Source organism: Paenibacillus sp. 01T442 (assembly GCF_056398345.1).
The window spans coordinates 1-11,762 of the sequence record NZ_JBFTPF010000114.1 but is presented as its reverse complement, the minus strand read 5'-3'; the positions used below and the strand labels follow the sequence as shown (position 1 = coordinate 11,762).

Genomic DNA, 11,762 nt, shown 5'->3' with positions numbered 1-11,762 from the left:
GAAGCGCTTGCTGGTTTACGTGCGAATGAAGCCCGTTACTTTATGAACAAATACAAACATGAATTTACGGTTATACCCGCTAGCGAAAGTCAGGAGAACCTTGATTATGTGAACCAAATTTTGAAAGAACGTGATATTGCGTTCGCGGCCAAACCTCTAGAAACATCGCGTTTTCAAGTGGAAAACATTCAGTTTACCTACGTCTTTTATGAGGATGGTCTTGGGATTAATGTCATGTACACTGTTGATGACCCTAAGAAGCGGGCTGTTGGTTTTAAGCTTTCTGAGGGGATGGAGATTCCCAAGGAGTTAGAGCCGAAGTTTAAGTTTGCTAGACAGAAGTCGAAACTGGCTGGAACCATTCGGGGTTCGTTCTTTGTCATTAAAGGGCAATATTAAAGTTTCAAGTGTGATAAGATATGGTCAAATTGTGGTTTTGAATAAATATAACCGTGTAAAGGACTGCCGAGAGGCAGCCCTTTTGTACTTTTATTGAAACTTTCACATGTTTGGGAACTAATCCGCAAGTAACTTCCTATAAATAATTTCCACAATCATGCATATGAATAAAGTAAATTCCCCTATGTGGGGAGAGATATTATTTGGGGTATATAGATTTCTTCTTATGTTAAGACTAATAACACTTTTTATACAGAGGTGTTAAATATGAAGGTTGTATGTCCTGCGTGCAAGAGAGAGGTGAAAGTTAAGATGAATGGGAATGGACGTTGTATTTGTGGTGCAAATATAAAAGTATTGGATTAATTCTATCTAATAAGTTAGGATCTAAGTGTAAAAAATGAGATATTTTTATACATAGGACTAGACAATACCGATTTAGTGTGTAAAAATTACTTGTAAATAGTAAATCGGCGGTGAATAGATGAGACATGCACATAAGATCTTCCATGAAACTAGTGCTAGTGAATTTAATAAAGTTTATGAGGAGAGATTTAACTATCATTCTACCGTGAAGTTTGGAATGCATATTAAACCTATGGATCAGTCTACTTATTATGAATTATATTATGTACCGACAAACAAAATGATTAGGATGATTAGTGAGCTTTGCATAATTTCGAGGGAGTTTAACACTACCTTTGGAAATCTGCCGAAAGTAGCACAGAAACAATTTATTATCGAGTGCATCTCGGAGGAATTGTATAATACAAACGAGTTAGAGGGAATAAGAAGTAGTAGAGAACAAATCGTTAGAAGCACTAAGGATGTAATATTTAACAAAAAGTCAAAGAAGAGATTCGAGAGCATGATAAAATCATACTTCCGTCTGCTTGATGAGTTTGAGTTTCCTCAAACCTCAAAAGATATTAGAAAAATATATGATGATATTACACAAGGAGAAATAGACTCGCAGGAACTTCCTGATGGGGAGATTTTTAGAAAAGAAACTACTTATATTTTGAAAAAATCAGGTAGTGGTAAGGTTGTTCATCAAGGAATTACACCAGAATCAGAAATAATTAGTCTGACCGAGAGATTATTAAACTTCATAAATAATGATTCTGACATACCTAATTTAATAAAAGTGGCAGTTAGCCATTATTATTTTGGTTACATACATCCTTTTTATGACGGAAACGGAAGGACTTCTAGATTTATTAGTAGTATGTACTTGTCAAAGAACCTAGGAAATATCTCTACATTATCGTTATCTAGAGGGTGTAATAAGTATAAAACTAAATACCTTGAGGCTTTTGAAATTTCTAATAGTATTAGAAGCAGAGGGGAAATGAATAGTTTTATTGAAACGTTTCTAGAAATTATTATTGAAACTCTTAAGCAGATGAATACAGAATTGAAAGAAAAAAGTCTGTTGCTAAATTTGGCATTGAAGAAGTTAGACGGTGAGCCAAAGTTACAGGGTTTAACGAAAAATCATAAAGATATTATGTTTGTTTTGGCCCAAAATCATTTCTTTGATTCTAGTAGTGGCCTGACAGTGAGTGACTTAACTGAAATATTTGAAAAGTCGGCAGTAACAATAAGGAAAATAGTTAAAGAGTTACTCGACTTCTCACTAGTGGAACAAGAAGGAGAAAGGCCGGCATATTTCTGTATTAGACATAAATACTTCGAGGAATGAACAGCTGCTTACTGAATACAGGGCCATCATATGGCGTACGATCCCAGAAATGAGGTCGTACGCCATTTTCTTTTGAGACAGCCGTAATTAGATTAGTCACTTTACTGCACATTCTGAAATAATAGCGGCAGCAGTAGCATTGGACCCATTGTGCCGATCCTAGCCAGGAATAAACCGCAGAAGGATACGCTAAAGCTTCTAAACTTAAATAAGTTTAAGGGCATAATGACTGTCGGCTTTAAGTGTCTAGTGTTGCTAGACGAAGAAGGCAAACCGAAGAAGACCTATTCGATCGCGGCGGGCCTTGATTACCCTGGCATTGGGCCGGAGCATAACCATCTGAAGGTGACGGGCCGCGCAGAATACGCAACGGTCACCAATGAGGAAGTGTTGGAAGCCTTCCAAGAATTGTCCCGCACAGAGGGAATTATCCCAGCACTGGAAAGCGCACATGCGGTTGCTATACGCGAAGAAGCTGGCACCGACAATGGGTCAAGATCAGATCATTATCGTTAATCTGTCTGGTCGCGGGGATAAGGATGTTGAGCAAGTGTATCAAATGCTGAAATAGTGTAACGGATGCATCAGTTAGTACAATACATGTATGCAGACTTACATGAAGGAAAGGAAGTCCAGTGGGGCGTCTTTTCCTCGTTTCTCGGGTTATCAAAGGCCGTGTGGATCACAAGGGCAATGGACGCTTTTTTCTATACGATTAATAAGGTTTGACATGAGCACCCGTGCTTCGCAATTTTATCGATTATGACGAATTGTTTGGCTGGATTAAGATTTCATCATGATCCCAAAAGCAAGCCATTTTGAAGTAAGCCCTTTCCCGATAAGATGAAAATAACGACGGAGAAGGGAGGGAATTGAACGGCCGCGGTATAACTAGCGCAAGTGCAACCAAGCAAGTGATTTGCCAATAGGAGAGGAGACGATTGACAATGAGTAACGCTTTATCAATTCGTATGTCCAAGCTAGCGGTTTCTTTGATGACTGCCTTCCTACTTTCTGCCTGTTTCAATGTATCTTCATTCGTACATGCAACCTCCACCTACGACACGGCCGTACTAGCTGACAATCCCGTTGGATATTGGCCTTTATCCTCCACGGTCACGGCTGATCAATCGGGGAACGGTTTGAACGGTACGTTTACTGGAAGCCCGACTGACACCACGATGCCGAATGGGGATGCAGCTCCGGTATTCAACGGAACGAATCAGTATTTTACAATCCCTGACAACGATTATCTGGAGGTTACGCGCACAGGCATCTTGACCGTTGAGGCCTGGATGCGGCCGGATACGTTGCAATTTACAAACTATGAGAGCAGCGGGTATGTGCATTGGATGGGCAAGGGGACGTCCGGACAGCATTCTTGGGTGGCTAGAATGTACAATCAGACAAACACCGAAAACCGTCCAAATCGTATCAGCGGCTATTCGTTTAACTTAAGCGGTGGCTTAGGCGCAGGCTCCTACTTCCAGGATACGGTGACCGCGGGTCAATGGATTCACTACACCTTGGTTATCAACACCGTGAATACGAGCACGACGTACCCGACAGGCTACACAAAGGTGTTTAAAAACGGTGTCCTGCGTGATCAAGACAAGCTGTCCGACTACAGCATCGTACCTGGAAACGGTACGGCCCCGATGCGGATTGCCACGCGAGATCTTGCATCGTACTTCCAAGGCGCGATCGGCAAAGTTGCCGTGTACGATTATGAGCTGACGCCTACCAAACTGGCAGCGCATTACAGCACGATGACCAATTAAGCGTAGCTGAGGACTAACGCAGCACAAAAGTGAAAAGGACGATCCCCGAATGCATTTCGGTCGGGATCGTCCTTTTTTTAATGGAACCGAGCTCGCCTGAACTCGCTCGGCGTAATGCCAGTATGCTTTTTAAACATGCGGTTGAAGGAAGCAATCGTGTAATAGCCGACAAGCGTAGAGACGTCCTGAATTTTGAGATCCGTCTTCTCTAGCAGCTCCATCGCTTTATTCATGCGCACGGTATTGACATAATCGCTAAAATTGATCTCCGTCTTTTCTTTAAAATAGGTCGACAAATATGCGCCTGTAATGTTGAGCTTATCCGCTAACAAGTCCAGCGATAGATCGCTGCCGAAATGCTCATTGACGTAGTTCGTTACGAAACTGGTAATGTGGTCGGTCGCTTCTTTCTTCTGACGAATATCGGAGGCGGACTGTGTCAGAATTTCCTTGAAAAACTGCTGAAATTGTTCTAGCGTACGGCAATTCTTAAGAATATCCGCGGGGCTCCTCTTATCATCTAGCAAGGATATTGGATTATGGCTCGAATAGAGTGTTTTAATAATCAAATTGACAATTTCCTTGGCAAGGTCATGGATTTGCGCGTAGGAAGCGCCGCGTTTGACGGCAAGCTCTAACGTTTTTGAAACGATAGGAATGGTGATCGCGGGGTTACCGGAAGTCAAATTTGCGGTAAATTCTTTCATGTTAGCCGGTGTAAGCCAGAGATCCGGGGGTAAAATCTCTTTTTCCCGAATGATTTGGACACCATCCCCAAGCTTCCGTTGTTTGGCTAAAAGCAGCGTGTTTTCAAAAGCCTCGTTGAAAATAAACGCATTGTCATGGACAGGACTCACGGCAATGGTGACGGAACAATAGGAAGCATCCAGCTCAAATATTTTTTTAATATCGAGCAGTAGATTGTCTAATACGGAAAGCTCGGAATCGTTTGTAAAAATAATCGTCAGAATTTGATCCTTCTCAATTTGGAAGGTCAAGGCGTCTTTATAGGCCTGAATAAACTGCGATTGCACGAATTCCTTGATGTAATAGGAAGCGCGATTAGGATCCATGTCCATAGCGGCTAACTGGTTGTCGATATACATGAGCTGGTACAACACGATGACATAGGGTTTATCGGAATCAATGGAAATTTTCGCGTCCTCAATATCGGTGTGAATCATTTTCACCTTATTTAAGTAGGCGTAGTGCTTGAGCAGGGAATTTTTGCTTAGTAAGTCCCGGTTAATTGTTTCATTGGTCAAAAATAAATCATGCAGCTTCTGACTAATAACGTTGAACTCGCGAATCGGACTTACAAAGGGGACGCTCTGGGGGCGATCCATTTGTTGAATGGAGCTGATGATCGTGTTGAGCGGATTGTTGAACCGTTTGGCAAAGAGAATTGAAATGCCGACTCCGATGATAACAGAAAGGAATATCAGCCCAATCATAAACACATTCAGCTTAAAGAACTGTTCGGAAATTGTAGCGAAAGGCACGATCAGCACATAGGTGTTTCCGGTCACTGCACCTTGTTTGTAGAAATAATAATTGGTGCCTTCCAAATAATAGCCGGAGCTGTCAGTATGTGGCTTCAATTGCAATGGAATTTTCCGACTGGTTACGGCATACGTTTCGCCCCCAGCGTCATCCAGAATGTAGAAGTTGGAATCTGCTTGAAAATGGCTGTAGGCCTCAAACATTTGATCGCTGTCTAGTAACGCTATGATGGCGAAGCCGTCCGTTGCGGCGCTTTTGAAAAGAACAGGATTAAAGGTCCCAAAGCTTCTAGTAGAGAAGCTTGTACTTTCTTGAAATTCCGCAGAAGGGTACACACGGAAGGAGAGCGAAGATTTTCCGGTTTCCGTCGACCAGAACTGCTCTGGATACGTGGGGGACGTATAAAATTTGCTGAACATCATTTGCGCATCTCGGGACCCATCTTTATCGATAACAAAATCACGGTTCGGAAAGTAATAGATGATGTTATATAAAGAAAGCTGATTGTTCGCTAACACATTTTGCAGCTCGCGTTGAACCTGACTTGAAATATAAAAGTCGAGCTTCTGCGGATTATTTTTGAGCGCTTCGGTATGGGTGTTGAAGTATGAGCTGACCAGCAGACTTTTAATTAACGAAATGTTTTTTTCATAGCTGGCTACGGTCGTCTCGAGATTCAGAGAGCTGTTCTTAATAATTTCTTCGCGAATACTGCTTCGAAAGAAGGTAAAGGAGGCCACATTAAAGGATACGAGCAGCAAAATGATGATAATGAAACTGATTAATAGTCGGTAGAACAAGGAGGTGCTGTATCTTTTTCTAGGGACATAAGTTGTTTGCATTGTCGTCTCCTTTCGCTAGCCTGTAGTATGTGGAAATTATAGCATGGTGAAATCCATGGTGTGAGAAAAAAATTTACAATTCCTTATATGAATTTTTACGATTCTTATTATTATTCTCGATTTAGAGAAATTTGCGAATGAGTCGATGAGGAAGTGGATAGTCGGCATGGTGATTTTCGGATACGATGGGCTTGTCGATACAGAGCCTTAATAACCAGAAGGGGCAACCCACATTGAGAAAAGGAGAGATGACTATTGCGTACGAGCCCATCGGCCGCCACGACACAGACGCCTATTTCGCAAGCGAATCTCCGGTCGAAAAGAAGTACCTATCTGAAGCAGTGGAAACGAGGGAAATACTTATTTCTCCTCTTCATGCCTACCTTGCTGTTTTATTTACTTTTTAAGTACGTTCCTATGTTCGGCTTGGTCATTTCTTTAAAAAATTACAATTTGTTTAAGGGTATCTGGGCAAGTGAGTGGGTCGGATTCAAGTATTATAAGTTGTTTTGGGAAAATCCCGACTTCTTTAAGCTCATCTACAACACGTTTATGCTCGGGATCTACAGGCTAATCTTTGGGTTCCTTGCACCGATTCTATTGGCGTTGCTCCTGAATGAAGCGAGGCATGCGTTCTTCAAACGATTTGTACAAACGGTTAGTTACTTGCCCCATTTTATATCTAATGTAGTGGCTGCGAGCATGGTGCTCATGTTCCTTTCGCCTTCCAGTGGTATCGTCAACCACCTGATTCAAGTTTTCGGCTTTGAACCAATTAACTTCATGGTGATGCCCGGGATGTTCCGCTCGGTCTATGTCATTTCGGAAATCTGGCAGCATGTGGGCTGGGAGACCATCATTTATTTGGCAGCTTTGACGTCGATTGATCCTCAGTTGTATGAAGCGGCGGAAATGGATGGTGCGAGCAGGTGGAGGAAAATAGCGAATGTCACGCTCCCAGGCATTGCGCCGGCCATCGTGATCGTCTTTATTCTGAATGTTGGGCACGTCCTCGATATCGGTTTCGAAAAAGTGTTTCTGCTCTATAATCCCGCCATTTATGAAACGGCTGATATTATCAGCACTTATGTGTACCGGACAGGGATCGGTCAAGGGAATTATAGCTACGCAACGGCTATCGACTTCTTTACTGGGATCGTCAGTTTAGTCTTCATATACTCGGCCAACTGGATCAGTCGTAAAGTCGGCGAGACCAGCTTGTGGTAGAAAGGAGGTACTCATTATGAAAACGAAATTTGGTTTGGCTGACATCCTGATCATCCTTGTGCTGCTTGGGGTCGTCGCCGCAACGTTGTACCCCTTTGTATATATGATGGCGGTCTCGTTCAGTGATAGCACGCACATTTTAAAAGGCGAGATTACGCTTTGGCCAAAAGGATTCAACGTGGAAATGTACAAAATTGTCTTACACGATCCGCGTATTTCCTCCGCCTATATCAATACCATTCGATATGTACTAGTCGGGACCTTGGTCTCGCTAATTATGACAGCTATGGGTGCGTTCGCGATATCTAAAAAGGAGTTGCCGCATCACAAGCTGTTTACACTGCTCATTGTGTTTACGATGTTTTTCAGCGGTGGTATGATTCCGACCTTCCTGGTTGTCAAAAGCTACGGCTTGGTAGATAGCCTGTGGGCTATGGTGCTGCCTACGGCCGTCAGTACGTGGAATCTCATCGTAATGCGAACTTTTTTCTCCGCAATGCCCAAAGAGCTCGAGGAATCGGGTAAAATTGACGGATTGACCGATATCGGTATTTTCTTTCGGCTCGTGCTGCCGCTTTCCAAAGCGGTGCTTGCCACCATTGGACTTTTCTATGCCGTTGGCATCTGGAATAACTTTTATTCCGCCTTACTTTACCTGCGCAACCAGGATATGTTCCCGCTGCAAGTTGTTCTACGCAATATCGTCTTGCAGGGGCAGATCAACTCAGCTAACGTATCCAGCGTAGGCGGCGATAATTTGGTCGTTGATGATGCATTGAAATTTACAACGATCCTTGTTTCCACTGTACCGATCCTCCTTGTCTATCCATTTMTGCAAAAATACTTCGTCAAGGGGGTGATGATCGGTTCGGTGAAAGGTTAGTTCATGTTCAGTAATATCAAGGCTGCGGGTCTAAACAAATGAAAAGGGAGATGGGTTCTATGAATAAAACAGTAAGAGGGTTGTCAATTTGTTTAGCTTTGGGACTATCTATGACGGCAATCGCCGGTTGTTCGACGAGTACGAACGAGACATCGACGGCAGTGCCTTCTGCCAGTGCGGGGACAACAGCTTCAGCTCCTGCGCAAGTGGTCAAACAAACCTTTAATGTGCTCAATTATTCGAATCCAAGCTGGCCTTACAATAAAGATAATATTGCTTGGAAATTAATTGAAGAGAAAACAGGTGTCTCCTTAAATGTGCAGCTGCCTTCTGGAAAGCTGGATGACGCGTTAAGTGTTACAATTGCCTCGGGCAATTTGCCGGATATGATGATGACGCAGGACAAAAAGCTGGCAGATAAGTACGGACAACAAGGTGCGCTGGTTAATATTTTGGATTATGTAAACGAGATGCCGAACTTGAAAAAATGGATGGAAAAATATCCGGTTGATACGCAAAACACGATTTCGTCGGATGGCAAAATGTATATGTTCCCGAATGCGGGAATCGGGGAAACGAATCGCATGATTTGGATGTATCGTGACGATGTATTTAAGAAGCTTGGGCTTTCCGAGCCAAAAACGTGGGATGAATTGTATGCAGCGCTTAAGAAAATAAAGGAAACTTATCCGAAGAGCTATCCGCTTTCATTTCGGAACGGTTTGCAGCGTCTCCTGAATTTCGCTGCAACCTTTGGCACGAGTTCAGATGTGTACTATGATTTTGATAAAAAAGAATGGCGCTATGGTCCGCTGGAAGACAATTACAAGCAAATGATTGTGTATTTAAATAAATTTTATAAAGAAGGCCTCATTCCTCCCGATTTCTTGTCTGCAGATACGAAGCTATGGCAGGACCTAATGTCCACGGAGCGAGCCTTTGTTACAGTCGATTACATCGGACGGATTGACTTCTTCAACTCGGCATTGCGCAAGGATAAACCTGATTTTAATCTGGCTTTCATGGGAGCCCCGGCCGGATTGGCAGGTGCGCCTGCCAAAAATGCGTTCACGCAATATTTGGACGAAGGCTTCATGATTGCGACATCTTCGAAAAAAATCAAAGAGATTATGAAGTTCATGGATTTCTTCTATAGTGAGGAAGGTAAAACGCTAGCCAGCTGGGGAAAAGAAGGCGTCACTTACAAAACGGAAAATGGCAAGAAGCAGTTCATTGAGAAATATGCGGATGTAGCGGACATGAGAAAGAAAACCGGTATTTCTACGGACGGCACCTATGCGTGGTTCGATTATGATGCTCATCTATCCCTCTCATCACCTGAGCTGCAGAAGGCTTATCAGGAAGCGCCGAAATATGATAGTCTGCAGCAGCCTCGTCCAGCTTTCACAAGCGCAGAGATGGAAACCCTCTCTCTCTCTGGGGATACAATTATGAAGAAGCGCGATGAGAATATTTCCAAATTCATCGTTGGTGAACGCAGTCTGGAAGATTGGCCGAAATATGTGAGTGACATGAAAGCGTTAGGCGTTGATAAAATGGTGGACATTTACAAAAGAGCGTATGATCGGGCTTTGAAAAAATAAAGTTGAAGAGACCCTACTTAGGGTCTTTTTTTGACTTTTCGAAGTGCCTTGGCACCGAATATAAAGCCAAAGTCGGCGAATTGTATAAGCTTATGCTATACGGACTGATCGATCGGTTAAGTCATGTAACCATATTATTTTTATCTAGCATATTGCTTCATATTTTTATATAATACCACCAAATAACAGATGGGGGTGACAGGTGCGTGCAGAAACACTGGATTGAAGTAATTGAAGGACAATTGCTTCCGAATTTGCAGATTGCCAGTGAGCGGCCTTATGACCCGATCGTCGTTTACAGTGTCCCTAAGCCGTGGCAGCTAGTCGGTGCGGGTAATTATGCGGCTGTGCTGATGCATCCAAGCTATCCGGATATGGTGGTGAAAGTGTACGCACCTGGACGGCCGGGGATAGAGGATGAGAAAGAAATATATCGACGGCTGGGCAAGCACCCAGCTTATTCCGAATGTTTGCATGCAGGTGATACTTATCTTGCGCTGCGTCGATTAACGGGTGTAACGCTGTATCAAAGTTTGTTGCGCGGCATCCCGATTAAGCGTCAAGTGCTGAACGATATCGATGAAGCGCTGAAGTACGCGGTAAGCCGAGGACTGACACCGCATGATGTGCATGGTAAKAATGTCATGCAGCACAATGGCAGAGGTTTGGTCGTCGACGTATCGGATTTCTTGAAAGATGACGATTGCTCGATGTGGGACGATTTGAAGCGTGCCTATGATCGCTTTTATTTCCCATGGCTGCGCAGGATGCCGATCCCAGAGTTCTTGCTGCACCTCGTGCGCCGAGGATATCGGAAATACCGCAGATGGGCCCGACCTTCAGGTGAGTTACATAAGAAGGGTATGTAAAATGGTATAATTACAGGAGCTTGCCGCGGCCAGCTCCCTTTTGTATTTTTGCCGTGAGGATAGGAGAGATAATAATGGGAAATACGGATAAGTTTGAAATGATAGCTAATGTATACGACACGCCTGAAAGAATTCAAATTGCCAAGGTATCCTCAGATGCCATTCGTGAATATGTCGTTGACGCTAATCATAAGAACGCGATTGATTTTGGGTGTGGAACCGGTCTTGTCGGGATGAATTTGTTAAACGAGTTTAATTCGATGTTGTTTCTAGATACTTCACCAAACATGATTACGCAGCTAAACCAGAAAATTTCTGATTTACATATTCAGCATGCAACTACATTATGCTTTGATTTTGAAAAGGAAGGTTTATCGGATTTGCATGCGGATTATATTTTTATGGCACAGGTTCTCCTCCATATTCCGGATGTTGAATTCGTTTTATCCAGATTATTTGAGGTTCTCAATAAAGGAGGACATTTACTAATCGTGGACTTTGATAAAAACGAAAGAGTAGTTTCCGATATGGTTCATAACGGATTTAATCAGGAGAAGCTAACTGACGTTATGGCTAAGATAGGTTACAAGAATATTCAATCGAAAACGTTTTATCAGGGAAGCAACATATTCATGGGGCAAGATGCATCTATGTTTATTCTTGATTCGCAAAAGTAAACTTGCCACTTCCCAAACGCAAATGTTTATATTGAATTCATTTTTGGTATAATAATAGGAAATAGTGAGAGAAAACGAGGGATGTAAATGTCGTATATCGTTGATTTTAAAAATGTATCTACAGTAGGTTTAGAGTCTTCACCTGTCGTAGAAGCGCTTGCTGGTTTACGTGCGAATGAAGCCCGTTACTTTATGAACAAATACAAACATGAATTTACGGTTATACCCGCTAGCGAAAGTCAGGAGAACCTTGATTATGTGAACCAAATTTT

9 protein-coding genes and 2 pseudogenes are annotated in these 11,762 nt (G+C 42.7%); 10 read left to right on the top strand and 1 reads right to left on the bottom strand.

All coding sequences use genetic code 11. The annotated features are described in order from the left end of the window. The 4 genes and pseudogenes from AC1DLM_RS33035 to AC1DLM_RS33020 all read left to right on the top strand — a co-directional run. Nucleotides 1–399, top strand: a 399-nt coding sequence (locus AC1DLM_RS33035) for a phage tail protein (protein WP_477572351.1), incomplete at its 5' end; no start/stop codon positions are given. A gap of 484 nt (nucleotides 400–883) precedes the next feature. Further along, a complete protein-coding gene (locus AC1DLM_RS33030) occupies nucleotides 884–2,104 on the top strand; it encodes a Fic family protein (RefSeq protein WP_477572350.1) in 1,221 nt (406 codons plus the stop codon). Nucleotides 2,105–2,335: 231 nt separating this feature from the next. Further along, a pseudogene (locus AC1DLM_RS33025) lies at nucleotides 2,336–2,675 on the top strand (pyridoxal-phosphate dependent enzyme); the annotation flags it as partial. 376 nt (nucleotides 2,676–3,051) lie between these two features. Then, nucleotides 3,052–3,885, top strand: a complete 834-nt coding sequence (locus AC1DLM_RS33020; RefSeq protein ID WP_441990101.1) for a LamG-like jellyroll fold domain-containing protein — start codon at nucleotides 3,052–3,054, stop codon at nucleotides 3,883–3,885. A 77-nt stretch (nucleotides 3,886–3,962) separates the two neighbouring features. Here AC1DLM_RS33020 and AC1DLM_RS33015 read toward each other — a convergent pair whose 3' ends face one another. Next, the gene (locus tag AC1DLM_RS33015) at nucleotides 3,963–6,230 is read right to left on the bottom strand and encodes a helix-turn-helix domain-containing protein (protein ID WP_477572349.1); all 2,268 of its coding nucleotides are present in this window, start codon (nucleotides 6,228–6,230) and stop codon (nucleotides 3,963–3,965) included. A gap of 375 nt (nucleotides 6,231–6,605) precedes the next feature. On the opposite strand from AC1DLM_RS33015, the gene AC1DLM_RS33010 reads away from it, so the two are divergent. The 6 genes and pseudogenes from AC1DLM_RS33010 to AC1DLM_RS32985 form a co-directional block, all read left to right on the top strand. Then, a complete protein-coding gene (locus AC1DLM_RS33010; protein WP_477572352.1) occupies nucleotides 6,606–7,457 on the top strand; it encodes an ABC transporter permease in 852 nt (283 codons plus the stop codon). A gap of 16 nt (nucleotides 7,458–7,473) precedes the next feature. Further along, the gene (locus AC1DLM_RS33005; protein ID WP_477572348.1) at nucleotides 7,474–8,340 is read left to right on the top strand and encodes a carbohydrate ABC transporter permease; all 867 of its coding nucleotides are present in this window, start codon (nucleotides 7,474–7,476) and stop codon (nucleotides 8,338–8,340) included. A gap of 59 nt (nucleotides 8,341–8,399) precedes the next feature. Continuing rightward, nucleotides 8,400–9,944 carry an extracellular solute-binding protein gene (locus tag AC1DLM_RS33000; protein ID WP_477572347.1) on the top strand — a complete coding sequence of 515 codons (1,545 nt, stop codon included), beginning with the start codon at nucleotides 8,400–8,402 and terminating at the stop codon, nucleotides 9,942–9,944. 206 nt (nucleotides 9,945–10,150) lie between these two features. Next, on the top strand, nucleotides 10,151–10,813 hold the full coding sequence (locus AC1DLM_RS32995; protein ID WP_477572346.1) for a serine/threonine protein kinase: 663 nt from the start codon (nucleotides 10,151–10,153) through the stop codon (nucleotides 10,811–10,813). A gap of 74 nt (nucleotides 10,814–10,887) precedes the next feature. Then, entirely contained in the window at nucleotides 10,888–11,490 is a 603-nt protein-coding gene (locus tag AC1DLM_RS32990; RefSeq protein WP_477572345.1) for a class I SAM-dependent methyltransferase, read from the top strand. Nucleotides 11,491–11,577: 87 nt separating this feature from the next. After that, a pseudogene (locus AC1DLM_RS32985) lies at nucleotides 11,578–11,762 on the top strand (phage tail protein); the annotation flags it as partial.